Consider the following 26,267-nt stretch of genomic DNA (forward strand, 5'->3'; position numbering starts at 1 on the left):
GCATTCGGCTTCGCGGGCGGAGCCGGCGGCGGCTGGGCGGCATCGGCGGCGGCCGGCGCCGGCGCCGGCGTTGATGCCGCTGCCGGCGCGGTATCCAGCCCGCGCGGCTTCGCTCCGGCTGCGAGCGCCGCCGTGCTGAGCTCAAGCAGCGAAGACGGGCCGCCCGGCCCGCTGCGTCTGCTGGACGTCAAGCTGGCCGGGCAGATCTCGTGGCTGCTGCCGTTCGCGCTGTTCGGCGCGGTGCTGCTGGGGGTGAGACGCCCCAAGCTTCGGGCGGACGTGCTGCTGTGGGCCGGCTGGCTGCTGCCGATGATCGTCGTGTTCAGCGCAGCGGGCTTTTTCCACCGCTATTACCTCGTCATGCTGGCGCCGGGCATCGCGGCGCTCGCCGGAGCCGCGATCGCGGAGCTGTGCCGCGACCGGCAGCCGGGCTGGCTGCTGGCCGGCGGCACGGTCGCTTTCGGCACGGCCGCCTATATCGCGAATGCCGACGGGCTGCCGCGCCTCGGCCTGGCCGCGGCGGCGCTCGGCGCCTCGGGCCTGCTGCTGGCGCTGGCCCTTCCGCAGGCGCGCGCCGCTTCGAAGGCCGCCCTCGCGCTCTGTCTCGCGGGCGTGCTGGCCGCGCCGGGCTTCTGGTCGCTCACGCCCGCCCTGTACGGCGGAAGCGCCCGCCAGCCCTATGCGTCGCCTTATCTGGCGGACGGCGACAACTGGAGCCGCGACGGCGAGCCGCTCGACGCCGGGCTCGTGCATTACCTGCTCCGCCACCGCGGAGACGCGAAATACGTCGCCGCCATGCCTTCGTCCAACAGCGGAGCCGATTCGCTCATTATCCAGACCGGCGAGCCGGTGCTGGCGTGGGGCGGCTTCAAAGGCGCCGATCCCGCTCTAGGCGTCGACGGGATGCGGCGCATGGCCGCGGCCGGGCAGGTGCGCTACGTGCTGCTGGGCGGCTCGCACGACTCGGCGGACGCCGTCGCCTCGTGGGTGCGGCAGCATGGCGCGGTCGTCCCGCGCTCCCGCTGGGACGTCATGAGCACGGCCGAAGCTTCGGCCTTTTCCCCGGCGGCAGGCGCCGAAGCGGAGCAAGCCGGAACGGTCGTCGCCATGCTCGGCCGCGCCGTCGACCTGCTGGGGCTGCACCGAAGCTATACGCTGTACGATCTGGATAAGGAGGATTCTTCTGTTGAAAACCGCTAATGCACTCGGCCGTCCGCTGCGCTTCGCGATCGTCGGCGTATCCAACACGGCCGTCGATTTTATCGTCTTTTTCCTGCTGCAGGGCTGGCTTGGTCCGCTCGCCCAGGCTGCCGGCTATGCCGCGGGCACGGCCAACAGCTACGTCTGGAACCGCGGCTGGACGTTCCGGAGCGATTCTCCCGCACCCAGCGGCGCGCTGCTTCGCTTTCTGCTCGCGAACGGGGTCGTCGCCCTGTTCACTTCTTTTTTACTCATCCGGCTCGAATCGTTCCTGCCTCTGTGGATGTCCAAAATCGCCGTAACCGTTCCCGGTTTGGCGCTGAACTACATGCTGAGCCGCTATTGGGTGTTTCGCGTCAACCGAACTCCGCTCTGATCCGCTCCGTCAGCTTCCCGGCCGCCCGGATATGCGTCTTCCTCGTCGGATGGTAATCCGACGTCCGTCCGTCTTCGTCGCGCTGCACGTCGAATCTCAGGGTGGAGACGGACGTGTCGCCCGTCGCTTCGACGTACCGCTTCACGGCCTGCTCCACCAGCGGATACAACCGGTCGCCCATAATTCCGAGCGTGCACAGAATCGGCGCCTCGGCGCTTCGGCTTCGCACCTCCTGGAGAAAAGCGGCATACCGCTCCGCAAACTCCGCCTGCCGCTGGAGATCGCTTTGCGCATACGAATCGTCGTTCGTGCCGAGATTGATCACGATCAGGTCGGGTACGAAGCGCGAGAAGTCCCACTCCACCGTCAGCGGATTCAGCGTTCCGCCCGGTCGGCCTTCGGACTTGGCCCATTTGGCGTAATAATCCGGCACCAGATGCGTCAGCAGCTTCTCGCCGTTCTCCGTATAGCCCGAGATAAGGCCGTAGCCGCTGTACGACACCATGCTGTAATCGGCATCCAGCGCTTCGGCCGTTAAGTACGCGTATGTTCCGGTCACGTCTTCCGTCGCCGTGGAGAACGCATGCAGCGGGTCTTCGTCGTCGATGCCGTAGCCGCACGTGATCGAGTCGCCGATAAATTCGATACGGCGGCTTCTGCCCGGCGTCGGGCGGATGCCGTCTTCGGCGTCGACCGCGATCGCCCAGATACCGACCGTCGACATGGCGGCTTCCGACAGCTTCAGAATGCCGATCGTAACCTCCTGCTGCTCATCGCTGTCGAACACGGTATACACTTTGCGGGCTTCGTTCATAAGATCGTCCACGACCCGCTGCCCGTTCACCGTAATGCCGATCCGGGCAAAATTGTTCGTTCCGCCGACGGTATCGTCGCCGATCAGGGCAATCTGCGCTTTTTTTCCGTAAAAAGAAAATTCCGCGCCGCTGCCCGACAGGGCCAACCACAGCGCATCGCCGTATTCGTGCGTTCGGCCAAGCTTTTTCACGTAACCTTCCGCCGCTTTGAACGTTTTCATTGGATATTTCCCGCTCCTTTTGATAAGTTTTCCCCGAGATGCACGCGAATGACGATGTCCTGATCATGATTGCCGAAGCCTGCTCCGTACAGGGTGAGTCCGCCGACATGCTTCGCCTGCTCGTCCACCCCGAAGCGCAGCGTCCAGAACGGCTCGTCCAGACGCAGGTCCGCGGCGGTCACGTCCGACATAGGCTCTCCGTCGATAAAAGTGCCGCGCGCGTCGATCCGTATCGTTTTGAGCAGCCCGTATTGGTTGACGTTGCGATGCCACCACGTCGGCGTGTGCCGGCCGCGTGCGGCCCGACCGAAGTCGGCCGGACTCGTCCAGATGCCGAGAGGCACGCCGTTAAAGGCGAACCCGATGTCCGAAGGCCAGTCGTCCCGCAGCCCCGGCGCTTCGGAAGCCAGCTCCATCGAAATTTCGATCGCTTCCGCCGCCTGCTCCGGCAGCAGGTAATTGGGCGTTTTGTATTCGACGAATCCCTGCCCGAACCAGAGAATGGCCGCCTGCACGCGTTCCGGATCGAAGAAATAGCGCGGATCGTCCCACACGCCGATCTCTTTCTCCAGCGTGCCGAGGCCGCACGTCGGACGTATATCGAACGCCGTATAATGGCCGATCGCGATCGACTGCTCCCGAATCTTCGACGTTTGGCGTTCCGACGGCAGCTCGATCTCGATAAGGCTCTCCGCGAGAAAACAAATCTTGTGCGTCCCCCCGTTCAGGCGTATCCGGCGGCTGCCGGTCAAGCCCGCCTGTTCGAGCTTGCGGATATGCAGCGTCACGATCGACGGGCTGAGCCCAAGTTCCGCCGCCAGGTCTTTGACGTTGCGTTCCCGTTCGGCCAGCAGGTTCATGATTTTCCACCGGACTTCGCTCGCCAGCGCTTCGTAGATCGGCATGCACCCGGCGTCCCCGTTGACTTTCAGCATCTTCCGCCTCCTTCTTGACCGTTGAAATCATATCGGCATTCGTTCAACCCAATTCCTGCGCCGATTTTACTGTATCATATTGTGAACCGTTTTCGAATACTGTTTAATTTGCTTAGTTCCTCTAACTGCGTCGATTGATATAAAAGCGAATTCAACTTATCCCACGTTCGAAAAAGGAGACCAGCATGAAATACAACAATCCCGTAATCAAAGGTTTCTATCCCGATCCGAGCGTCTGCCGGGTCGGCGACACGTATTACCTTGTGTGCAGTTCGTTTCAATATTTTCCCGGCGTTCCCCTGTTCGAGAGCCGCGATCTGATCAACTGGACGCAGATCGGCCACTGCCTGACCCGGGAGAGCCAGGTGCAGCTTCGCGGCGTGAACAGTTCCGGCGGCGTCTTCGCTCCGACGATCCGTCATCATGCCGGCCGGTTCTACATGACGACGACCAACGATACGACGCGCCAGAACTTCTACGTCTGGACCGACGACATCCGCGGCGAATGGTCCGAACCCGTGTACGTCGATCAGGGCGGCATCGATCCGGATCTGTATTTTGAAAACGGTAGAGCGTTCTTCATGAGCAACGGAACGGACGACGACGGGATCGGCGGCGTGGTGCAGTGCGAACTCGATATCGAGACGGGCGCCAAACGTTCGCCGAGCCGCTCGATCTGGCAGGGAACGGGCGGGCGTTATCTGGAAAGTCCGCATATGTACAACATCGACGGCCACTACTATCTGATGGCCGCCGAAGGCGGAACGGAATACGGCCATATGGTCGTCTACGCGCGGAGCGAGAGCCTGTCCGGCCCGTTCGAATCGTACCCGGCCAATCCGGTGCTGACCAACCGCAATCTGGGCGGCTACGAGCTGCAGGGCGTCGGTCACGGCGACCTCGTGCAAGACGGCGACGGCCACTGGTGGATGCTGCACCTCGGCTTCCGGCAGATTGGGCGCTGGCTCACCTATCACCATCTGGGCCGCGAAGTGTTCCTCACTCCGGTCACGTTCGGCGCGGACGGCTGGTTCACCGCCGGGCATGACGGCTTGACGCTGACGTCGTTCACGACCGACCGGATTCCCGAGGCGGTGCGCCAGCAGAAGAAGAAGCTCGATACGTTCGACAATACGGATTGGAGTCTGGACTGGTGCTATCTTCGCCATCCGGTGACGTCGAATTACGAACTGGGCGAAGAGGTGCTGCGACTGCGGGGCACGGCGGTCACGTTGGACGAAGCGGCTTCGCCGACTTTTATCGGGCTGCGGCAAAAAGACTTCGACGCGACCATCGCCTGCGAAGTGCGGCTCTCCGGCCGCGAAGGCGAAGCCGGCCTCACGCTGTACATGGACGAGAACCATCGCTACGACCTGGCTGTCCGCACCGATGCCGACGGCAGCCTCAGCGTGATCAAGCGACTCAACGTCGGCGATATCAAGTCTATTGAAAAAGAGATTCCGCTCAGCCGTGCAGGCGCCGTCCGGCTGCTGATCCGCTCGGGACACGAACGTTACCATTTCTTCCTCGTCGAAAACGGCCGCGAGATTGCGCTCGGCAGCGCCCAGACCCGCTATCTCTCGTCGGAAGTCGCGGGCGGCTTCACCGGCGTCGTGATCGGCTTGTACGCGGTAGGCGAAGGCGCGGAAGCCGAATTCACCGACTTTGCGTGCGAATACGCGTAAATCGCCATGGCCGTTTCTCACTTGACTGCCTGCTTGATTGCCTGCAAATCGCGTTTCTTCGCAACAAAAAAAGAGCCCGCCGAAGCGGGCTCTTTTTCGTTGGAGCTGTCTACATTTTCATGCCGATCGAGTTGTTGCCCATGATCCAGATCGAACCGACAACGATCGTCAGCAGGATCAGAACCCCGAAGATCAACGTGATCAAGTTCCAACGCGGCTGTTCTCCGTCACGCACGTGCATGAAGAAGATCAGCTGAACGAGAAACTGGAGCGTTGCCGTAACCATGATGACCGCGATGGTCGCCGTACGGCCCATCATGTCGTTCAGAACGACAACGAGCGGGATGATCGTAAGCACGATCGAAATGATATAGCCGATGATGTAGGATTTGAGCGAACCGTGCTCGTGACGATCCCCACCGTGGCTGTTATGCGCGTTGTTGTGATCCGCCACCTTACATCACCTCCATCAGGTACACGATCGAGAGCAGGAAGATCCAGACCGCGTCCAAGAAGTGCCAGTACAAGCTGAATACTGTAACTTTGCCTTTGGTATCGTCGGTCAGACCGCGGCGAACGATCTGAATCATGATCGAGATCATCCAGCCGATACCGACGGTAACGTGCACCCCGTGCGTGCCGACGAGCGTGAAGAATGCCGACCAGTACGCGCTCGTTTGCAGCGTCGCGCCTTCGTGGATCAGGTGCAGGAACTCGTTGATTTCCAGGTATAGGAACCCTGCGCCGAGCAATCCGGTAATCACGAGCCAGATCAGCATCTGCTTGATCTTGTGCTGGTGCATGGCCAGAACGGCCACGCCGCTCGTGAAGCTGCTTGTGAGGAGCAGGAACGTCGAGATGATGATCCCGTTGATCTCCAGCAGTTCCGCGCCGGTCGGACCGCCGTCCGTACCGCCGCGAAGAACGATGAATGTCGCAAACAGCGTTGCGAACAAGATAACGTCGGTTACGAGGAAGATCCAGAAACCGAGCAGTTTGATATCCTGCGGATCATGATGACCCGCAGCGTGATGGTGATGATCCGTGCCGTGTGCCGGAGACTGTGCCATTATACCGCGCCCCCTCTTAACTTCGCTTCGGTTCTTTCAATCTCATCAACCGGAATGTAGTATTCCGCTTTGTGTGCGCTGAAGGAACGAGCATACATGCAAATGAATACGCCGAGCAGGCCAGGAATGGCCATCCACAGCCAGTGGAAGACGAGACCGAATCCGAGCACGAACCAGAATGCGCCCATGATCGGCCCGATCGCCGAGTTTTTCGGCATATGGATCGGTTCGATCGGTCCGAGATCCCAAGGCTTCTCGCCTCTGGCGCGGCGCTCTTTCTCTTCCCACCACTCGTCGCGGCTGTGAACCTGCGGGATGACCGCGAAGTTGTATTCCGGCGCCGGGGAAGGAATCGAGAACTCAAGCGTACGAGCATCCCAGATATCGCCCGTCGTATCTTTTTCGTGACGGAAGATGCTGTAGCCGATCTGTGCAACCTGGAACAGGAAAGCGATACCCATCAGGTAAGCGCCCATCGTCGAGAGGACGTTGAGGCCTTGCCAATCCGGGTCTTTGAATACGCTGATCCGCCGAGTCATGCCGTCGAGGCCGACGAGGTACTGCGGCATAAAGCAGACGTAGAAACCGATGTTCCAGAACCAGAATGCCCATTTGCCGAGGTATTCGTTCAGCTTGAAGCCGAACATCTTCGGCCACCAGTAGTACAGGCCCGCGAAGTAACCGAATACGACGCCGCCGATCAGCACTTGGTGGAAGTGGGCGATCAGGAAGTAACTGTTGTGGAACTGGAAGTCGGCCGGTGCGACCGAGAGCATGACCCCCGTCATCCCGCCGACGACAAACGCCGGTATGAACGCGATCGTCCACATCATCGGGGTCGGGAAGGTGATCCTGCCCTTGTACATCGTAAACAGCCAGTTGAAGATCTTGACCCCGGTCGGGATCGCGATGATCATCGTCGTGACCGCGAAGAACGCGTTGACGTTAGCGCCGGAGCCCATTGTGAAGAAGTGGTGAGCCCAAGTGAAGAACGAAATGATACTGATGATAACCATGGCGAATACCATCGAAGCGTAGCCGAACAGCCGTTTTCTCGCGAAGGTCGCAACCGTCTCCGAGAATACGCCGAAGGCCGGCAGAACGACGATATACACTTCCGGGTGACCCCACATCCAGATGAGGTTGATATACATCATCGGGTTGCCCCCGCCGTCGAGCGTGAAGAAATGGGCGCCGAAGAAGCGGTCCATGAACAACAGCAGCAGCGTGATCGTCAGGATCGGGAAAGCGAAGATGATCGTCGTCGAAGCGGCGAATACCGACCAGGTGAACATCGGCATTTTCATCATCGTCATGCCCGGAGCGCGCATTTTGAGAATCGTAACGATAAAGTTGATACCGGACGCGAGCGAGCCGATACCGGAGATCTGTATCCCCCAGATGTAGAAGTTCTGTCCGACGCCCGGGTTGAACTGCGAACCGGAAAGCGGCGGATAGGCGAGCCAGCCGGCGTCAGGCGAACCGCCGATGACGAACGACAGGTTGAACAGCATTGCGCCGGCGAAGAACAGCCAGAAGCTCAGCGAGTTCAGGAAAGGGAAAGCGACGTCGCGCGCGCCGATTTGCAGCGGCACGACGATATTGAACAGACCGAACATCAGCGGCATGGCCATGAAGAAGATCATGACGACGCCGTGCGTCGTGAAGATTTGGTTATAGTGGTCGGCTTCCAGGAAGTTCAATTCCGGGAAAGCCAACTGAGTCCGCATCATGACGGCATCGACGCCGCCGCGGAACAGCATCACGATCGCGGCCAGGATATACATAATCCCGATCTTTTTATGATCGACGGTCGTGAGCCATTCCTTCCAGAGCCAGCCCCATTTTTTGAAGTAGGTCAGTACGAATACGATCCCGAGCGTCGCCAACACGATGGATGCGTCCGCGCCGTAGATGAGCGGATCGCCCGTTACAAAAAACTCGGATGCGAACTCTTTGATTTTCTCGAGCATTAGGGAGCTCCTTTCGTTGCAGTAAATGTTCAGATCACCCTATCCGGCCAAGACCGAATGTCAGTGACCGCTGTGCGAGGAAGAACCGTGTTCTTCCGAGTCCGCAGTCGAAGCCGTGCCGTCCGCTTTGTCGGCCGACGCGCTTCCGTGCTGGTGAAGTTCCGCGCCTTCGTGCATGTACTTGGTCACGATGCTTTCGTAAATGCCTTCCGGGAACGAAGAGTACAGCGTCGGTTCTTCGCTTTCGGTCGGCTTGGACATTTCTTCGTACGACTCGGCGGTGATTTTGTTCGGCGAGCTTTTCGCCTCTTCGATAAACTTCTCGTAGTCCGCTTCGCTCGTCGCGTTAACGTCGAACGTCATGTTCTCGAAGTGTTCGCCGGTGAAGTTGGCCGCCGTGCCGAAATATTTGCCGGGTTCGTCGGCCTGCAGATGCAGCGCCATCGACATGCCGGACATGGCATAAATCTGTCCGCCCAGTTCCGGAATCCAGAACGAGTTCATCGGCGAATCCGCCGTCAACTCGAAGCGTACCGGATGACCTTCGGGAATCGTGATCGTGTTGACGGTCGCGATGCCTTCTTCCGGATAGAAGAACAGCCATTTCCAGTTCAGCGATACGACCTGGATCGTGACTTCGTCTTTCTCGGACGCCAAAGCTTTGGACGGTTCGAGTTCGTGCGTGTAACGCACGGTAACGATAGCGAGGACGATAACGATGACAATCGGAATTCCCCACCAGATCGTCTCCAGCAGGTTACTGTGTGCCCATTCCGGCTTATAATCGGCCTTCTTGTTGCTGGCCCGGTAGCGCCAAACAATGATGAACGTAATGATAAGCACCGGCACGATAATGATCGCGCACAGGATCACGGTGATAATCATCAGGTCCAACTGCTTCGCGGCGATCGGTCCCTTCGGATCGAGGACCATATAGTCCGCGCATCCCGAGAGCAGCAGCATCGTCATGACGAGCATGACAGCCGAGAAAGCTGCGCGAACGAGCGATCTTCGTTTTTTGCCCATGTGGATCCCCTCTCTTTGTTGAACGCTCAGTAAATTCGACAAGCATTTCACACATTAAAACGCAACTTTGATTCTACACTTAAAGATACCAGAAATGAACAGCTTTTTCGAAAAGTTTTGACTTTGTTAACAAAGATGTCAAACTATCCTCCGGAATTAGTGATGTTAGGCCTTGAAAAGCACTTACCCGAAGGCTAAGTGTCTTTTCATGCCCAGTGCCTAACGAGCCTTTGGCCTTGAAACGCACTTGATCTTAATCCCAGATCTTGATCTTAGTCTTGCCCTCAGATCTTTCTCTCGGATCTTCCCCTCAGATCTTCCCCTCAAATCTTTTCCCCATTAACAATCCCCGGCGCGAAAAAACCCTTGTCGCTTTCCTTCCATCACCGCCTATTGTTCCGCCCCCACCTCACTTTATTTCAAATTTTAATTTTTCTCTTCCTTATAATAGGCCGATATATAGCCTTTAACGTCTTCCGGTCCGATCCTAAACACCTTTCCTTCCGGTTTCCTCCTTCTACGGGGCTTCTTTCTATTATCGGCCTTTATTCGGCGCGTTCAAGGGTTATCCGGCGCTCTCTTCGACACTTTTGTGACATTTCTCATAGCCTCTGTCCTATCCGGATTTCTGCGGCCGAAACGCGTAGAAACCGCGCGAATTCGCCTTTTTCCGACACATCGAACCCATCCTGCGCGCTCCACTTGTTCGTACTATGCTCCTCATCCCTGCTCTGCCTGTCCTGTGTCCTGCTCCATCCCTGCTCTACCTGCTTCCGCTACAACCCGCAACGAATCCTCCTATCGCTATTTGCCCGTTTTCGGCTTTTTCCGCCCTCCAACGAATCCTGTTATCCTTATCTGCCGCAATCCGCCCGATTAGGGCCGATTTCGAGCACATAGCGTGATGACGATTCGTTAAAAAGTGAAAAAGCGAATCCGGGCGCAAATAGCGTGCTGACGATTCGTTAGCCCGCCCCCCTTGGCATCGGCCTCGGTACACGCCATCAGCCTCGCCACCGGCATCTCCAGTACCAGCACCAGCACCAGCCTCACCATCGCCCAACCCGACTCCCCCGTTTTCCCCGCAAGCCAAAAAGACGCGGAGATCCGCGTCTTCGGGCCGTGCGCTTTTTCGGAACAGGGAAGCCTCGGGGCGACTGCGCCTTAGTCTTTGCGGGTCTCCATCCAATTGTTCTTCACCAGGTTCTGGTACCAGTAGAAGCTCTCTTTCGGCGTGCGCTTCAGGGAACGGTAGTCCACGTGCACGAGACCGAACCGCATCCGGTAGCCTTCGGCCCACTCGAAGTTGTCCATCAGCGACCAGGCCATGTAGCCTTTGAGGTTGATACCGTCGGCAATGACGCGGTGCACCTGCGCGATATGCTGCTGCAGGTAGGAGATGCGGCGCGTATCGTTGACTTTGCCGTTGACGATATCGTCGTTGATGCAGGCGCCGTTTTCGGTAATGTAGATGTCGATGTTGCCGTATTTTTGCAGGTAATGGATAACGTCGTACAGCCCTCTCGATTCGACCGGCCAGCCGATATCGGTCTTGGTCAGTCCCATATCGACTTCTTCCATCTGCAAATAGCCGCCGTCCGGGTTGAACCGGTTGACGCTCATCGCGTAATAGTTGATGCCGATATGGTCGATCGGCTGCGCGATCGCTTCCATGTCGCCTTCGTGGATCGGCGGCACGTGGCCGGACTGCTCGAACCAGTCGTACAGCGGCTTCGGATAGCTGCCTTTGTAGATCGGGTCGAGGAACCAGTCGGAGAAGACTTGGATATTGCGGTCCGCGGCGCCTTGATCGGCTTCCGTTTTGGAATACGGCACGGCCCAGGCTACGTTCGGCGCGATGCCGATCTTGCCGTCGACGCCGAGTTCGCGGAACTTGGACACGGATTTGCCGTGGGCGACGAGGAGGTTGTGCGCCACGTCGAGGCCGGCCTGCAGATCCTGCTTGCCCGGCGCGTGGACGCCGATCACGTTCGACAGGAAGGCGATGCACCACGGCTCGTTGAACGTCAGCCAGTGTTTGATCTTGCCGTTGAACTCGCGGTACATCACTTCGGAGAACTTGACGAAAGCGTCGATGCTGCGGCGGTTTTCCCAGCCTCCCACATCCTGCAGCGTCTGCGGCAGATCCCAGTGGTACAGCGTGCAGAACGGCTCGATGCCGGCTTCCAGCAGCTTGTCGACGAAGCGGTGGTAGTAATCCAGTCCTTCCTGGTTGATCTCGCCGTCGCCGTCCGGAATGATGCGCGACCAGGAGATGGAGAAGCGGTACGTGTTGATGCCGAGTTCTCTCATGAGCTCGACGTCTTCTTCGTAGCGGTGGTAGCTGTCGCACGCGACGTCGCCGTTATCGCCGTTGTAGACCCGGCCCGGCGTGCGGGCGAACGTATCCCAGATCGACGGGCCGCGGCCGCCTTCCTGCGCGGCTCCTTCGATTTGGTAGGCGGCCGTAGCCGTGCCCCATTTGAAATCTTTCGGGAATTGGAAAATAGTCATGTGTCGTTCCTCCATAAATTGAGTGTGGGCGGATCTGTTCAGGCAGGCCCGCATTGCAGGGCGAATCGAAAAGCATCAGGGCGCCGGCCGCTCGGCAGGCAGCGGCCGGCAGGACCGTATCGCCTACTCGAAGGCGATACGGCGGGTCTCGCCGGCGGCGAACACGAATTCGCCGGCAAAAGCTCCGGCTTCGCCCGCGGCAGCCGGCGAAGAGCCTTCAAAAGCACGGTCGGCGCGCAGCCGGACCGTGGCGGAACGGTCGGCCGCGATCTCGGCCGACCGGAGCTTGCCGCCGCGCCATTCCAGCGCGACGGTGAAGCCCCCGCGCGCGCGCAGCCCGCGAACAGAGCCGTCCGCCCACGCTTCCGGCAGCGCCGGCAGTAGGTGCAGCTCGCCGAGATGGCTCTGCAGCAGCAGCTCCGCGATGCCGGCCGTTCCGCCGAAGTTGCCGTCGATCTGGAACGGCGGGTGGTCGTCGAACAGGTTCGGGTGCGTAGAGCGCGCCAGCAGCGTGTGTACGAAGCGATAAGCGCTGTCCCCGTCCAGCAGGCGGGCGTACAAATTGATCAGCCACGCGCAGCTCCAGCCCGTGTGGCCGCCTCCGCTTGCGATGCGGGCTTCAAGCGAAGCCCGCGCGGCCGCCAGCAGTTCCGGCGACTCTTCCCGGTTGATGGAACGGCCCGGGTACACGCCGTACAGATGCGAGACGTGGCGGTGGCCCGGCTCGTGCTCCTCCAGTTCGGTGCCCCATTCCAGCAGGCGTCCGTCGGAGCCGACCTGCAGCGGCTGCAGGCGTTCCAGCGCCGCGGCGAATTCCGCCGTCTCGGAAAGATCGAGCCCCAGAATCGAAGCCGATTCCGATGCCTGCTCCAGCACGTCGCGAATAAGCGTCAGGTCCATCGCCGAACCGAAAGCGGTACTGCAAGGCTCGCCGTCCGCCGTCACGAACTTGTTCTCCGGCGAAGTCGACGGAGCCGTCGTCAGACGGCCGTCCGGCCCGTCCACGAGCCAGTCGACGGCGAACAGCGCCGCTTCGCGCAGGATGGGATACGCGGTTGTCCGCAGGAACTGCGCGTCGCCCGTGAACAGATAGTGTTCCCACAGATGCGACGTCAGCCACAGGCCGCCCATCGGCCAGAACGCCCAGCTGGCTTCTCCGCCCGACGGCGTCGTCATGCGCCACAGATCCACGTTGTGATGCGCCGCCCAGCCGCGCGCCCCGTAATGGATCTTCGCCGTGCGGCGCCCGGACTGCGCCAGCTCCCCGATCATGCGCAGCATCGGTTCGTGGCATTCGCCGAGATTGACCGACTCGACCGGCCAATAGTTCATCTGCACGTTGATGTTCGACGTGTAGTTGCTGTTCCACGGCGGCTCGATCTGATGGTTCCAGATGCCCTGCAGGTTGGCCGGCTGCGTCCCGGGACGCGAGCTGCCCATCAGCAGGTAGCGGCCGTAATGGAAGTACAGCGCTTCGAGCGCCGGATCGACCGCTCCCTGCTTGTACGCGTCCAGCCGCTGATCCGTCGGCAGCTGCGCGCGCTCCGCGCCGCCCAGATCCAGCTCCACGCGGCCGAACAGCGCCGCATGGTCGCGGACATGCCGCTCGCGCAGCGCCGGCGAACCGAGCGCCGAAGCGGCCGTGAGCCACGCTTCGCACAGGCGGTCCGGCCGGCGGCTGCCGCTTTCCGGCAGCTTGTCGTACGCCTCGAAGTTCGTCGCCGCCGCAAGCAGCAGCACGGCCCGGTCGGCGCCGCGAATCTCGATCCGCCCTGCGGCGGCGCGCATCGTTCCGCCTTCGACCTCGCTTTTGAGCTGCGCTTCGAAGCGCATGCCCAGCCCTTCCTCGAACAGGACGCCCTGCGGATGGTCGCGGAAATAATTCGATTCCACATGGCTCGGCGCCATGCCTTTGATCGACAGCCGTCCATCCGTGAACGCAGCCGTCTCGTAAGGCAGCAGGCTCTCCAGCGACACGTCCGCGTCGATCGCTCCCGGACGGTCGGCGCTCAGCACGACGGCCAGCACCTGATCCGGTTCGCTGATCCACACTTCGCGCGTATGGCGGACGCCGTCCGCCGAGAACACGGTCGTCAGTACGCCCGTGGACAGGTCCAGTTCACGTTCGTAGCCCGAAGCTTCACCGCCGCCAATCCGGTCGATGTAGAGGTCTCCGAGCGGCTGGTACGCTTCCGTATTCCACCCCAGCATCCGCTGGTTGATCTGCTGCTCGGCTTCGGCGTACCGGCCGGCGAAGATCGCTTCCCTGGCCGGCTTCAGATAACGCTGCGCGTCGTAGTTGACTTTGTCCCGCGGAAAGCCAGACCACAGCGTATCTTCGTTCAGCTGCAATCGCTCCCGGCGGTCGCCGCCGAACACCATGGCGCCCAGGCGTCCGTTGCCCGCGGGCAGCGCTTCTTCCCAGCGCCGCGCCGGCTGTTTATACCATAATTTGAACGTTCGGTTGTGCTCCATTGCGTCTTACCCCCGTCTCCGGAAAACGTTTTAGGTACATCGCGGAATTGGCCCGCTGAAAATGCTTACACATACGTATTCAGTATAATTCAGCCGCCAAACAGCGTCAATTCCTTCATGCAAATTTGACCCTGTACCGGTCCTGTGTCCCGCTCTGCCGCGGCGGCTTGTACGAACCTTTCCCTTCACGTAAAAACAGCCTTCATCCGCGGGGGATGAAGGCTGTTTGCCGCTGCGTGCAGAATCCGGGTACGGAATTATTTGGCCGACCAGGCTTCTACCGTATCTTTGATCAGTTGGGTATACGTCGCTTCCATTTCCGGAATGCCCGAACCTTCGAGATCGTTCAGCATTTGATCGTAGATGGCATCGAACTCTTCCGGTGTCGCCACGATCGCGGCCGGAATCGCTTTACGGACGATATCCTGCGATTTTTGGAAAGCAACCGTGTAGTCCGAACCGCTCGGAGCCGGCAGGTTGTACGCGGCGCCCCATGCTTTGACCGGGAAGGCGTCTTTGTCCGGGAACAAGTCTTTCCACGTCGTTGCGTCATACGCAGCCAACGCTTTTTTCATCGGCTCGCTGTAGTTCGCCGTGATTTGTTCCGGGTAGTTCGTCGTGTAGTAGTTGTCGCTTGGGTCTTTGACGCCGTCGCCGTAACGGACGGACAGCGGGTTGTACAGACCAATGCCGGATTCTTTGCTGAAGGCGGCGTTGTCATTTGTTTTGCGGTCCTGCACGTCGGCCGGAATCACTCGCTTGCCGTCTTCGACGTTGTAATGCGTGCCTTCGATACCCCAGTTGTTGAGGACTTGAGCTTCGTCGGAAGCCATCCAGTCGATGAACTGGATCGCGCGAATCTGGTTCTCTTCGCTGAGAGCGGTCGTCAGGCCGACACCGTAACCGGAGCCGTTGCCGATGTCCACAAAGGAGTGGTCTTCGTATTCTTCAGTCAATGTAACCGGGAAGTGACCGTACGTACGCTCGTGTTTGCCTGCGCCTTTGAGCGCATTTTCGGCTTCCTGGTAGTTCCAGTTCTGGTCGATCAGGCCGAGTACGCGGCCGCTTGCGATCTTCGCTTTGTACTGGTCGTCTTTTTGTGTGAACGATTCTTTGTCCAGCAGGCCGGTGTTGTACATATGGTTCAACCAGCGGAAATATTCTTTCTCCTCCGGACGTTTGTAGTGCAGTTTCGCTTCGTACGTCTCCGGGTCGACATAGTATTCGCCGTCATCCGGACCGCCGGTCGCGTATACGGCCGGGTTCGTCACGGTAATCATGATCTTCCAGTCGTCCGCGTTCAGCGTCAGCGGAATGGTCGGCTGTCCGTCGATCGTCGGGTTCTTCGCGTAGTAATCTTTGAGCGCTTTCTCGAAGTCTTCGACCGTACGGATCTCCGGATAGCCGAGTTCTTCCAGCACGGCGAGCTGTACTTCGAATCCGCCGCCGGCGTCGAAGTACGATTGGTCGACCATCGCGTTCGTCGGGATCGTGTAGATGGACGGATCTTCCTTGCTGAATTTCAGACGGTTCATGTAAGGTCCGTAGATTTTCTTGATGTTCGGGGCGTACTTGTCGATCAGGTCGGTCAAGTCCACCATAGCGCCCGCGTCAACCAATTTGCTTGTTTCGCCTTTGGGGAAGATGATCTCCGGGTAATCGCCCGAAGCGATCATGAGGGCAATCTTCTGCTGGTCGGTACCGCTGACCGCGAACTCCGCATTCAGCGTCACGCCGGTCTTCTCGGTAATGACTTTGCCTACCGCGTCCTGCATGCCGGTCCAGTTCGGGCTGGCGTCGCCGCCGAAGAACGTGAATTCGATCGGTTCCGTGCTCGGTGCTGCCGTCTCGGTTGTGCCTCCGGTATCCGTTGTCTTGGCCGGGTCGGTACTGGCTGTCGTACCGCCGCCACCGCCACCGCATCCTGCTGCCACAACCAGCGTGCTCGTCATGAGCAAAGCCGCCATTTTCTTTGTTTTCCCCTTCATAAATCTACATCCCCCTTAGGACGGATTTTATAGTCGTACAACGGGCGCTGACCCGGTTATACCGATGCTGAACTTCTGTCGATCCTGCCAAAAAGAGATTACATTTCCCGACTTTGATTGTCATATAAAGCGTTTACATTATTAATGAATAATTAAGCTTTATCCGGCCGGTTTCCAAACTGTTTCGAAGCAGGAAAGTCTCTGGGATAAAGCCGTTTCGAGCGAAGCTTGAATAATTGCTTCATTTAATAATGTAAGTGCTTACAGTAAGAATATAACGCTCCGAAAACGTTTTGTCAATAACCAATCGCTTAAATCGACACGAATTTTTTTCAACGTTTTCGGTCTTTCGCAGACGGCTGGTTTCAAGCAAAAAACCTTGTCCGAATGGACAAGGTTTTTCGTCTGAAAAGGCTTATGTTATTGGGCGGCCGTCTCGCTGTTCCACAGTTCGACCGTATCTTTGATCAGCTGCGTGTAGAGAGCTTCCATCTCCGGAATGCCCGAACCTTCAAGATCGTTCAGCATTTGATCGTAAATGGCATCGAACTTCTCCGGCGTCGCCACGATCGCGGCCGGAATCGCTTTGCGGACGATGTCCTGCGATTTTTGGAACGGTACGGTGAAGTCCGGCGTGCTAGGCGAAGGCAGGTTGTATGCGGCGCCCCACTTTTTCACCGGGAATTCGTCTTTGGCCGGGAACAGGTCTTTCCACGTCGTCGCGTCGTACGCGGCCAACGCTTTTTTCATCGGCTCGCTGTAGTTCGCCGTAATCTGTTCCGGGTAGTTCGTCGTGTAGTAGTTGTCGCTCGGATCTTTGACGCCGTCGCCGTAACGGACAGACAGCGGAGCATAGAGACCGACGCCGGATTCTTTTTGGAAAGCGGCATTGTCGTTCGTCTTGCGCTCCTGCACGTCGGCCGGAATGACTCTTTTGCCGTCTTCGACGTTGTAATGCGTGCCTTCGATCCCCCAGTTGTTGAGGACCTGCGCTTCGTCGGAAGCCATGAAGTCCAGGAATTGGATCGCCCGAACCTGCTGGTCTTCGCTCAGCGCCGTCGTCAGGCCGACGCCGTAACCGGAGCCGTTGCCGATATCGGTGAAGGAAGGATCTTTGTACTCTTCCGTCAGCGTAACCGGGAAGTGACCGTATGTGCGCTCGTGTTTGCCCGCGCTCTTGAGCGCGTTCTCGGCTTCGCCGTAGCCCCAGCTTTGGTCAATCAGACCGAGCACGCGGCCGCTTGCGATCTTCGCTTTGTACTGATCGTCTTTTTGCGTGAACGATTCTTTGTCCAGCAGGCCGGTGTTGTACATATGGTTCAACCAGCGGAAATATTCTTTCTCTTCCGGACGTTTGTAGTGCAGTTTCGCTTCGTACGTATCGGGATCGATACTGAACTCGCCGTCATCGCCGCCGCCCGTCGTGAATACGGCCGGGTTCGTCACCGTAATCATGATCTTCCAGTCGTCCGCGTTCAGCGTCAGCGGAATGGTCGGCTGCCCGTCGATCGTCGGATTTTTTGCGTAATAATCTTTGAGCGCTTTCTCGAAGTCTTCGACCGTGCGAATCTCCGGATAGCCGAGTTCTTCCAGCACCGCCAGCTGCACTTCGAATCCGCCGCCGGCGTCGAACGCCGTGTTATCGACCATGCTGTTCGTCGGGATCGTGTAGATGGACGGATCTTCTTTGCTGAATTTCAGGCGGTTCATATACGGTCCGTAGATCTTCTTGATGTTCGGGGCGTGCTTGTCGATCAGATCGGTCAGATCGACCATCGCTCCCGCGCTGACCAGCTTGCTCGTCTCGCCCTTGGGGAAGATGATCTCCGGGTAATCGCCCGAAGCGATCATGAGCGCGATCTTCTGCTGGTCGGTACCGCTGACCGCGAACTCCGCATTCAGCGTCACGCCGGTTTTTTCCGTAATCGCTTTGCCTACCGCGTCCTGCATGCCGGTCCAGTTCGGACTGGCGTCGCCGCCGAAGAACGAGAATTCGATCGGCTCCGTGCTTGGCGCTCCCGTCTCGCTTGATGTTCCGGCACCCGAAGAATTGTTGGCCGCGTCGCCGCCGCCGCATCCTGCTGCCACTACCAGCGTACTCGTCATAAGCAGAGCCGCCATTTTCTTTGTCTGTTTGCGCATGGATCTGCATCCCCCTTAGGATGTATTTTTGACAATTCCAACTTCGTTTTACTTATAAAGCGCTTGCACATGTAATAAAAAATGCAGCTTCGTTTCCGCGCTTCGGCCTGCTTTTCATATAAAATATGGCCTTCTGTATAAAGCGTTTTCGAAATAGGCTGAAAATAAACCTTCATCTAATATTGTAAGTGCTTACAGTCCGAGTATAACGGACCGAAAACGTTTTGTCTATATAAATGTTCTTTTTTTACTCAAAAAGAAAAACTCTCCTTATCAGGAGAGTTTTTCTTATAAATGTTTGATATTCTAATCGCTTATTTACCGTTGAACAGGTCAACCGTATCTTTGATTTGCTGCGTGAACGTTTTTTCCATTTCGAGGATCGAAGGGTCTTCCAGCTCTTTCAACATGCCGTCATAGACCGCGTCGAATTGGGCCGGCGTCGCCAGGATCGCTTCCGGAATACGCTTGCGCACGATATCCTGCGATTTTTGGAACGCTACCGAGTACGAAGAATCGTTAGGTGCCGGCAGGTTGTACGCCGCGCCCCAGTCGCTCGTGCCCAGTTCGTCCGCTTGCGGGAACAGGTCTTTCCAGGTCTTCGCGCCGTATTCTTTGAGCGCGTCTTTTTCGGGCTGCGTATAAGCGGCTTGAATCTGTTCCGGGAAGTTCGTCGTGTAGTAGTTGTCGGTCGTGTCTTTTACGCCGTCGCCGTAGTGCGGGGACATCGTCGTGTACATGCCGATACCCGTTTCTTTGGTGAACGCCGCGCTGTCTTTCGTTTTGCGGTCCTGCACTTCTTGCGGGATAACGCGTTTGCCGTTCTCGACGTTGTAATGCTTGCCTTCGACGCCCCATTGCACGAGCACTTGGCCTTCGTCGGAAGCGAGCCAGTCGAGGAACTTGATCGCGCGGATCTGTTCCGCTTCGTTGAGGTTGGTCGTCAGGCCGACGCCGTAGCCGCCCGGGAAGCCTACGTCGATAAACGAGTGGTCTTTGTACTCTTCGCTCAGCGTAACCGGGAAGTGGCCGAAGATGCGGTTTTGCGTCGTTGCGTCGCTCGAACCTTTAAGCGCGTTTTCCGCTTCCGAGTAGCCCCACTCCTGGTTGATCGTGCCGAGTACGCGTCCGCTGGAGATTTTCGCCAGATATTGGTCGCTTTTTTGCGTAAATGTTTCTTTGTCCAGCAGGCCTTCGCTGTTCATTTTGTTCAACCAACGGAAGTATTCTTTCTCTTCCGGACGTTTGTAGTGCAGCATCGCTTCGTACGTCTCGGGATTGATGTAATACTCGCCGTTATCCGGCAGGCCCGTCGCCATGAAGGCCGGGTTGGTCACGCCGATCATGATGTTCCAGTCATCCGCGTTCAGCGACATCGGGATCGTCGGCTGGCCGTTGATGGTCGGGTTTTTGGCGTAATATTCCTTGATGGCGTTCTCGTAATCTTCGAGCGTCCGGATTTCCGGGTAGCCCAGTTCCTTCAGCACTTCAAGCTGCAGTTCGAAACCGCCGCCCGCGTCGAACGAAGTTTGTCCTACGCCGGTATACGTCGGGATGATGTAGATCGCAGGATCTTCTTTGCTGTATTTCAGACGGTTCATGTCTTCGGAATACAGTTTCTTGATGTTCGGAGCGTATTGGTCGATCAGGTCCGTCAGGTCGACCAGCGCGCCGGCATCGACCAGCTTGCTCGTATCGCCTTTTGGCATAATAAGGTCAGGGTATTCGCCCGAAGCGATCATCAGCGAGACTTTTTGCGTGTCGCCGCCGATTGCGAATTCGGCATCGAGCGTAACGCCCGTTTTTTCCGTAATGACTTTGCCGACTTCGTCCTGCATGTTGACCCAGTTCGTATTCGTATCGGCGCCGAACAACGTGAAGTCGATCGGTCCGCTTTCCGTCTCTGCTGCTGCTTCGCTATCGCTTGCGCTGCCGCCTCCGCATGCCGTCAGACCGACGATCGATGCCAGTGCGACAGGAGCTACCCATTTCACTTTTTTGCTTACCACTTGTAAAAACCTCCCTATTCAATTTCACCCTGAGAATTTAATCTCTTTATTTGTATGGAGCTCTTTGTCAAAATGTCCGAAAAACAGCTTCAGGCGAATTTCGCAAAGCGCCCTTTGTATATCGGGAGGCCGAAGCCTCCCATAGATACCTAAGGAATACTTGCTCGCAGCCGTTCCCGATCGGGAGCGATTGCGGTCTTGACGTTACGTGCTTACTCTTACGATTTTACCGCGCCAAGCGTCATACCGCTGACGAAGTATTTTTGCAGGAACGGATACACGATCAGGATCGGCACGGTAACGACGATGGTGATCGCCATTTTGATCGATTCCGGCGAGATTTGAGTCATCTTCTGCGCCATGTCGTTCGCGTTGATCTGCTGTCCGCTGCCGCCCTGCTGGGTGCTCTGCAGCACCTTCATGAGCTCGTATTGGAGCGTCGTCCATTCCGGATGGCGTCCGTTGTACAGGTACGTATCGAACCAGGAATTCCACTGGCCGACCGCGAGGAACAGGGCGATCGTGGCCAGTACCGGCTTACAGAGCGGCAGGATGATTTTCCAGTAGATGGTCAAATCATTCGCACCGTCCAGCTTCGCCGATTCCTGCAGCGCATACGGCAGGCCGTCCATGAAGGAACGGATGACGATAACGTTGAAAGCGTTGACGACGGTAGGCAGGACGTACACCCAGAACGTGCCCAGCAGGTCGAGATCGCGGAACAGGATGTAGACCGGGATCAGGCCGCCGCTGACATACATCGTCACGACCAGGAACGTCGAAGTGAATTTGCGGGCCTGGAAGTCCGGTCTGCTGAGCGTGTACGCCAGCATCGAGGCACTGACCAGGCCGAACAGGGTACCGATGACCGTACGGAGAATCGAAACCCACAGGCCGCGGATCAGACCTTCATATTGGAAGATCTGCTGATAGTTCTCGAAGGTGAATACCCGCGGCAGGATCGTAATTCCGCCTTTGACCGTATCGGACGATTCGTTGAGCGAAATCGCCAGTACGTTCAGGAACGGATACAGCGTAACAATCAGGACCAGCGACATGAAGACGATATTGGCGACGTCGAATATTTTATCGCCGCGTGTGGCGTTGAAAGCTTTAGGTGCTGCCATGACGTTCCCCCCCTTACATGATGCTTTCTTTGGATATTTTCTTGAAGATGCCGTTTACCGTGAACAGCAGGATTACGCTGACAACGGAGTTGAAAATACTGATCGCGGTACCGTACGAGAAGCGTCCCATCTGCAATCCGTACTGCAGCGCGTACAGTTCCAGCACCTGCGAGTATTCCTGCACCAAGTTGTTGCCGAGGAGGAATTGTTTCTCGAAACCGATTTGCAGCAGGTGACCGATCTGCATGATGAACAGAACCGAGATCGTCGTCCGGATACCCGGAAGCGTGATATGCCACATCTGTCTGTAACGGCTTGCGCCGTCGACCCGGGAAGCTTCGTACAGCTCGGGATCGATACCAGTAATGGCCGCCAGATAGATGATCGTGTTCCAGCCCATTTCTTTCCATACATCTGAAGCGGTTACAATGTACCAGAACCATTCGCCTTTGGCCATAAATTGGATCGGTTCATTGATAATGTGAAGTCCGAGCAGCAGGTCGTTGATCGCTCCATCCTGCGTCGAAAGCATTTTCGTTACGAGACCGGCCACAACGACCCACGATACGAAGTGGGGCAGGTAAGAGACCGTTTGCACGAATCTTTTGAACATCATGCCGCGCAGTTCGTTCAGCAGCATCGCGAAGATGATCGGAATGACGAAACCGACCAGCAGGCCGAGAACGCTCATTGCCAGGGTGTTTCTCAAAGCGAGATAGAACCGATCATCGCTGAAGAGTTCCACGAAGTGTTCGAATCCGACCCATTTTTGATCGAAGAATCCTTTGGCCGGTTTGAAATCCTGGAAGGCCATCGTCCAGCCCCATAACGGCAAATAACTGAACACAAAAGCCCAAATGATGAACGGTAACGACATTAAATACAGATACCTTTGCTGCAGAGCAGTACGCCAGAAACCTTGCTTTTTAAAGCGCTTACCAGCGTTTGGATCGGCAGCAGGAGTACCCGGGTTTTTGGAAGTACCGCCTGGTGTGAGCGTTCCCATTTCTATAACCCCTCCTGATTTCCTTTATGACCTAATGATAAGCGTTTTCTTTGAAAGCGCATACCCTACGAATTTTGGACAAAATCATGCGAAAATTAGACATCAAAATCAAACTCTCTCACAATTCGCAAAAAAACGGGTGAAAATTAGAGATCGCTCTCCAATCCTCGCCCGTTTTCGTAAAAATAAAAGGATATTTCGTCGAACTTTGTTTTGCAACCGTTATCTTTCTCCGCTTTGCTGCTCGCCGTGCGCCTCGCTGCGGTAAGCGGAAGGCGAAGTGCCGACGTATTTGCGGAATTTCGAATGGAAATAGTCCGCGTTGGAGTAGCCGACCCTCGAAGCGACCTGGTGCACTTTGAGTCCCTGGGCCAGCAGCTCTTTCGCTTTGTCCACTCTCACCTTGTCGACGAACGCGTTGAAATATTCGCCGGTGTAGTTTTTGAACAGCTTGCCGAGATAGCCGCTGTTGTAGCCGAACATTTCCGCCAGCAGTTCAAGCTTCAGGTTCTCGCTGTAATTGCGGCGGATAAAATCGATCATCTGCTTGAGCACGGTATCTTTGTTCGCGCCGCCGAAGCGGTCGACCAGTTCGCCGAGCCGCGCATGCACCCGCTGCTTCAGCTCGTTGTAGCTCTGCGCCTGGTTGACGTCCGAGAGCAGCAGGCTGTGGTAGTTCTGGGCCTGTTCCGCCGCAGCGGAACCGCCGGAAGACAGCTTGCCGATCGCGAGCGACAGCGTGCGGGAGTATTCGCCGCGGACCGCGGCTTCGTCCATCCGCCGGCCGACCGCCGCGCGTTCGAGCTCCGCCAGCACTTTGTACACCGCGTCGCGGCTGCGAATATCGAGCGCGTAATACAGCTTGTCGCCCAGCTGCGGGCCGTCTTCGGCCGCTTCGCCGTCTGCCGGCGTCTGCGCGCCGTCGAACAGCGCTTCGTAGGCGGAGCGGTCGATGACCGAGCCGTTCTCGAAAAAGAAGCGCGCGTGCAGCAGCCGTTCGGCTTCGCGGAACGACTCGCCGATCCCGGTCAGACTGTCGACGACGGGGCCGCAGGCCGCATGGAACTCAAGGCCGCTCGCGGCGTCGGCCAGCTGGGCGCGCAGCGTGTCGCCGCATTCCACGTGGCTCTGCCGCACGAGCAGCATGCCGATATGCGAGCCGGCCGAGAACAGCACGTTGCCGCCGCGTTCTTCGAACACTTCCTTGAGGCGCTGCCGGAACACCGCATGCTGGCGGGATTCCGTATCCGCGCCTCCGTGCGCGTCGAGCAGCGCGATCCGGTAAGCCGGCGCAGACAGTCCCAGCGCGTCGGCCAGCTTGTTCTGGTGCGCGTCGTCCGCGTCTTCCTCGAACAGCAGCTCTTCGACAAGCTGCGCCTTCGGCAGCGACGCTTCCTGCTCGATCCGGGCGCTGCGGGCGTCACGTTCGCGCTGCAGCAGCTCGCGCACGCGGCGCAGCTCGTCGAGCAGTTCTTCCTCGTCGACCGGCTTGAGCAGATAGCCGCTGACGCCGCTCACGATTGCGCGCTTCGCGTAATCGAATTCCGCGTAACCGCTCAGGATCAGGAAATGCGCCGTGGAATTCGTCTTGCGCACCCGTTCGATCAAATCGAGCCCGGTCATCCCCGGCATCCGGATATCGACGATCGTGAGATCCGGTTCGAGCCGGCCGAACTTCTCCAATCCTTCTTTGCCGTTCGACGCCGTATCGACGATTTCGTACCCTTCGGCGCCCCAATCGACGATCGTGCGCAGGCCTTCGCGAATCATCGGCTCGTCGTCCACAATCAGCACTTTATACATCATTCGTCCCTCCCGGCGGGTATCTTGAAATAGATTTGCGTTCCTTTGCCGAGCTCGCTCGAAATGCGCAGCCCGCACTCTTCTCCGTACGTCATGATCAGCCGCTGGTGCACGTTGCGCAGCCCGATCCGGCTTTCTTCGTTTTCTTCCTTGTCGCGGATCGAGTCTTCGACCTGCCGCAGCCGTTCCGGCGTCATGCCCGCTCCGTTGTCGATGACGTCGATCAGCACCTCGTCGCCGACCCGTACCGCATGCAGCGAGACGATGCCTTCCGCTTCCTTGTTTTCCAACCCGTGCACGATAGCGTTTTCGATTAAAGGCTGTACGATAAGAGGCGGCAAAAGAACCGAAAGCGTATCAGGCTCGGCCGCCAGCTCGTAATGCAGCCTTTCCCCGTGGCGAAACTTCTGGATCTCCAGATACGACCGGACCATGTCCAGTTCGCTTTTGAGCGACGTATGCCGATTGCCCAGTTCCAGATTGCGGCGGATCAGCTTGCCGAGCAGTTGGACGATCCGCGCGATCTCTTTTTCCCCCTGGATATGGGCGCGCATCCGAATCGATTCGAGCGCGTTGAACAGAAAGTGGGGATTGATCTGGCTGGCGAGCATCTTGAGCTTGATCTCGCGCTGCATCACTTCGAGCCGGTTGTTCGTCTCGCTCGCTTCGTACACCTGGCTCATCAGTTCGTTGATATTGGTCACCATATAGTTGAACTGTTCCGACAGCTGCCCGATCTCGTCGTGCCCGTCGATCCGGGACACCGTGCCCAGATCGCCTTCGGCTACGCGGTTCAGGTTGCGGTTGAGCTTGAGCAGACGGGAGCTGATCAGCCGCGAATTGAAATATACGGCCAGCAGCGCCGTCAGCAGGATGAAGACGATCAGCTCCGCTCCGATCAGGCCGATCCGGTTCGCGTCGTGCACGATGCTGGACGACGCGAATGCGGACACGATCGTCAGTCCGCTCGTGCTGGAGTCCGGAATGAGCGTATTGATCGACACCTGATAATCCAGGCCGTTGATCGCCCGCTCGAACGTCCGCTCCTGCTCCCGGTCGCCGACCGCTACCTCGAAGCCCATATCGCCGAGCGTGCGCCCGATCGTCGACCGGTCTTTGGCCGCGACGATGTAGCCGTCTTCGTCGGCGACCATCGTGTCGAACGGTTCCTGGCTGAGCAGCGAGTTCAGATAATCGGTATCGACCTGCACAACGAGCACGCTGCGTTTGCCTGTATTGGGAAAAAAGATCTGCCGGACGAGGCTCAGCTGCTTGCCGGACACCGCGCCCGGATTGTTCATGTCTTCGATATACATCCAATAGATCGTCCGTTTGCCCATCGCCTTCTTGTACCATTCGGCGGACTGGATCGCGCTGTCCGCGTTCATGAACTGCAGGTTGTTGAGCAGCGTCGGATTGTCCGTGAACAGCTGGATGCCTTTGATTTCGCTGTAGGCACGCAGATAATCGCTGAAATCGGTATAGCTGCGGTAGGCGTTCACGAGCTGGATCGGATCGTCGGGCGGATACACCGTCGTGGCGACCCGCTCCATGTCGCGGTCCAGCAGCAGTTGGTTCGAGACGCTGATCGGCACGTTGAGCTGGTTCTCGATCTGCGTCTTAATCCGCTGGACGTTGTTCTCGGTCTGCTCGGTCGCTTTCTCAAGCGCGTCCTGCCTGAAATACTGGATCACGATCAGGCCGACGATCAGCACCGGAATCATGACAACGATTACATAAAAAAAGATCAACTTGTTGCGTATTTTCATATCGTTCAGCCATCGGACAAACCTTCTTGTCAACCTTCTCATCACACGTTTCATCCTCCGAACATCGGGCGATTGCCGAAGCCGTTCGCCGTATCGGCCGACGTGCGGCCCCATTTCATCATAACACAGAAAG

17 protein-coding genes and 1 pseudogene are annotated in these 26,267 nt (G+C 57.9%); 3 read left to right on the forward strand and 15 right to left on the reverse strand.

Annotation, left to right across the window (positions count from 1 at the left end; all coding sequences use genetic code 11):
- Positions 1-1,200, forward strand: a pseudogene (locus tag FTE24_RS17395) (hypothetical protein); the annotation flags it as partial.
- On the forward strand, positions 1,187-1,576 hold the full coding sequence (locus FTE24_RS17400) for a GtrA family protein (RefSeq protein ID WP_237401820.1): 390 nt from the start codon (positions 1,187-1,189) through the stop codon (positions 1,574-1,576). The pseudogene FTE24_RS17395 and the gene FTE24_RS17400, both read left to right, overlap by 14 nt.
- On the opposite strand, the gene FTE24_RS17405 is transcribed toward FTE24_RS17400, so the two are convergent.
- The gene (locus tag FTE24_RS17405) at positions 1,557-2,612 is read right to left on the reverse strand and encodes an SGNH/GDSL hydrolase family protein (protein WP_150235398.1); all 1,056 of its coding nucleotides are present in this window, start codon (positions 2,610-2,612) and stop codon (positions 1,557-1,559) included. The two genes, FTE24_RS17400 and FTE24_RS17405, sit on opposite strands and share 20 nt — an antisense overlap.
- Entirely contained in the window at positions 2,609-3,547 is a 939-nt protein-coding gene (locus FTE24_RS17410) for an ArsR/SmtB family transcription factor (RefSeq protein ID WP_150235395.1), read from the reverse strand. Before FTE24_RS17410 ends, FTE24_RS17405 begins: the two co-directional genes overlap by 4 nt.
- 185 nt (positions 3,548-3,732) lie before the next feature.
- Here FTE24_RS17410 and FTE24_RS17415 point away from each other — a divergent pair, with 185 nt between their 5' ends.
- Positions 3,733-5,232 (forward strand): glycoside hydrolase family 43 protein, encoded by a 1,500-nt coding sequence (locus FTE24_RS17415; RefSeq protein ID WP_150235393.1) that lies wholly within the window; start codon positions 3,733-3,735, stop codon positions 5,230-5,232.
- A 109-nt stretch (positions 5,233-5,341) separates the two neighbouring features.
- Here the strand turns inward: FTE24_RS17415 and cyoD are convergent, their stop codons facing one another.
- From cyoD to FTE24_RS17480, 13 genes are all read right to left on the reverse strand, one after another.
- Positions 5,342-5,686 carry a cytochrome o ubiquinol oxidase subunit IV gene (gene cyoD / locus FTE24_RS17420; protein WP_141447220.1) on the reverse strand — a complete coding sequence of 115 codons (345 nt, stop codon included), beginning with the start codon at positions 5,684-5,686 and terminating at the stop codon, positions 5,342-5,344.
- 1 nt (position 5,687) lies between these two features.
- Positions 5,688-6,302: a cytochrome (ubi)quinol oxidase subunit III gene (locus FTE24_RS17425; protein WP_141447221.1), complete on the reverse strand. Its 615-nt coding sequence runs from the start codon at positions 6,300-6,302 to the stop codon at positions 5,688-5,690.
- On the reverse strand, positions 6,302-8,275 hold the full coding sequence (locus tag FTE24_RS17430) for a cbb3-type cytochrome c oxidase subunit I (protein ID WP_141447222.1): 1,974 nt from the start codon (positions 8,273-8,275) through the stop codon (positions 6,302-6,304). The genes FTE24_RS17425 and FTE24_RS17430 overlap by 1 nt, the downstream gene beginning before the upstream one ends.
- A 60-nt stretch (positions 8,276-8,335) precedes the next feature.
- Positions 8,336-9,301, reverse strand: coding sequence for a ubiquinol oxidase subunit II (gene cyoA / locus FTE24_RS17435; protein ID WP_141447223.1), 966 nt, complete (start codon positions 9,299-9,301; stop codon positions 8,336-8,338).
- Positions 9,302-10,465: 1,164 nt separating this feature from the next.
- Positions 10,466-11,815, reverse strand: coding sequence for a GH1 family beta-glucosidase (locus FTE24_RS17440; RefSeq protein WP_150235391.1), 1,350 nt, complete (start codon positions 11,813-11,815; stop codon positions 10,466-10,468).
- Between the two features lie 123 nt (positions 11,816-11,938).
- Entirely contained in the window at positions 11,939-14,290 is a 2,352-nt protein-coding gene (locus tag FTE24_RS17445) for a glycoside hydrolase family 95 protein (protein WP_150235389.1), read from the reverse strand.
- A 257-nt stretch (positions 14,291-14,547) separates the two neighbouring features.
- Positions 14,548-16,278, reverse strand: coding sequence for an ABC transporter substrate-binding protein (locus tag FTE24_RS17450; protein WP_141447227.1), 1,731 nt, complete (start codon positions 16,276-16,278; stop codon positions 14,548-14,550).
- 420 nt (positions 16,279-16,698) lie between these two features.
- Positions 16,699-18,420: an ABC transporter substrate-binding protein gene (locus FTE24_RS17455; RefSeq protein WP_150235387.1), complete on the reverse strand. Its 1,722-nt coding sequence runs from the start codon at positions 18,418-18,420 to the stop codon at positions 16,699-16,701.
- Positions 18,421-18,734: 314 nt separating this feature from the next.
- The gene (locus FTE24_RS17460) at positions 18,735-20,429 is read right to left on the reverse strand and encodes an ABC transporter substrate-binding protein (RefSeq protein WP_150235385.1); all 1,695 of its coding nucleotides are present in this window, start codon (positions 20,427-20,429) and stop codon (positions 18,735-18,737) included.
- Between the two features lie 218 nt (positions 20,430-20,647).
- A complete protein-coding gene (locus FTE24_RS17465; RefSeq protein ID WP_141447230.1) occupies positions 20,648-21,556 on the reverse strand; it encodes a carbohydrate ABC transporter permease in 909 nt (302 codons plus the stop codon).
- Between the two features lie 13 nt (positions 21,557-21,569).
- Positions 21,570-22,562 (reverse strand): ABC transporter permease, encoded by a 993-nt coding sequence (locus tag FTE24_RS17470; protein ID WP_141447231.1) that lies wholly within the window; start codon positions 22,560-22,562, stop codon positions 21,570-21,572.
- Between the two features lie 222 nt (positions 22,563-22,784).
- Positions 22,785-24,368 (reverse strand): response regulator transcription factor, encoded by a 1,584-nt coding sequence (locus FTE24_RS17475; RefSeq protein WP_150235383.1) that lies wholly within the window; start codon positions 24,366-24,368, stop codon positions 22,785-22,787.
- The gene (locus FTE24_RS17480) at positions 24,365-26,134 is read right to left on the reverse strand and encodes a sensor histidine kinase (protein ID WP_237401821.1); all 1,770 of its coding nucleotides are present in this window, start codon (positions 26,132-26,134) and stop codon (positions 24,365-24,367) included. The genes FTE24_RS17475 and FTE24_RS17480 overlap by 4 nt, the downstream gene beginning before the upstream one ends.
- Positions 26,135-26,267: the final 133 nt, after the last annotated feature.

Origin of the sequence: Saccharibacillus sp. WB 17 (assembly GCF_008634075.2) — a bacterium.
GTDB classification, from domain to species: domain Bacteria; phylum Bacillota; class Bacilli; order Paenibacillales; family Paenibacillaceae; genus Saccharibacillus; species Saccharibacillus brassicae.

Coding starts and splice junctions, on each gene's coding strand:
- cyoA (WP_141447223.1), bottom strand. CDS start 9,301: ATGGGCAAAAAACGAAGATCGCTCGTTCGCGCAGCTTTCTCGGCTGTC.
- FTE24_RS17455 (WP_150235387.1), bottom strand. CDS start 18,420: ATGCGCAAACAGACAAAGAAAATGGCGGCTCTGCTTATGACGAGTACG.
- FTE24_RS17475 (WP_150235383.1), bottom strand. CDS start 24,368: ATGATGTATAAAGTGCTGATTGTGGACGACGAGCCGATGATTCGCGAA.
- FTE24_RS17445 (WP_150235389.1), bottom strand. CDS start 14,290: ATGGAGCACAACCGAACGTTCAAATTATGGTATAAACAGCCGGCGCGG.
- FTE24_RS17470 (WP_141447231.1), bottom strand. CDS start 22,562: ATGGGAACGCTCACACCAGGCGGTACTTCCAAAAACCCGGGTACTCCT.
- FTE24_RS17465 (WP_141447230.1), bottom strand. CDS start 21,556: ATGGCAGCACCTAAAGCTTTCAACGCCACACGCGGCGATAAAATATTC.
- FTE24_RS17480 (WP_237401821.1), bottom strand. CDS start 26,134: ATGAAAATACGCAACAAGTTGATCTTTTTTTATGTAATCGTTGTCATG.
- FTE24_RS17425 (WP_141447221.1), bottom strand. CDS start 6,302: ATGGCACAGTCTCCGGCACACGGCACGGATCATCACCATCACGCTGCG.
- FTE24_RS17450 (WP_141447227.1), bottom strand. CDS start 16,278: ATGAAGGGGAAAACAAAGAAAATGGCGGCTTTGCTCATGACGAGCACG.
- FTE24_RS17430 (WP_141447222.1), bottom strand. CDS start 8,275: ATGCTCGAGAAAATCAAAGAGTTCGCATCCGAGTTTTTTGTAACGGGC.
- FTE24_RS17415 (WP_150235393.1), top strand. CDS start 3,733: ATGAAATACAACAATCCCGTAATCAAAGGTTTCTATCCCGATCCGAGC.
- FTE24_RS17410 (WP_150235395.1), bottom strand. CDS start 3,547: ATGCTGAAAGTCAACGGGGACGCCGGGTGCATGCCGATCTACGAAGCG.
- FTE24_RS17405 (WP_150235398.1), bottom strand. CDS start 2,612: ATGAAAACGTTCAAAGCGGCGGAAGGTTACGTGAAAAAGCTTGGCCGA.
- FTE24_RS17440 (WP_150235391.1), bottom strand. CDS start 11,815: ATGACTATTTTCCAATTCCCGAAAGATTTCAAATGGGGCACGGCTACG.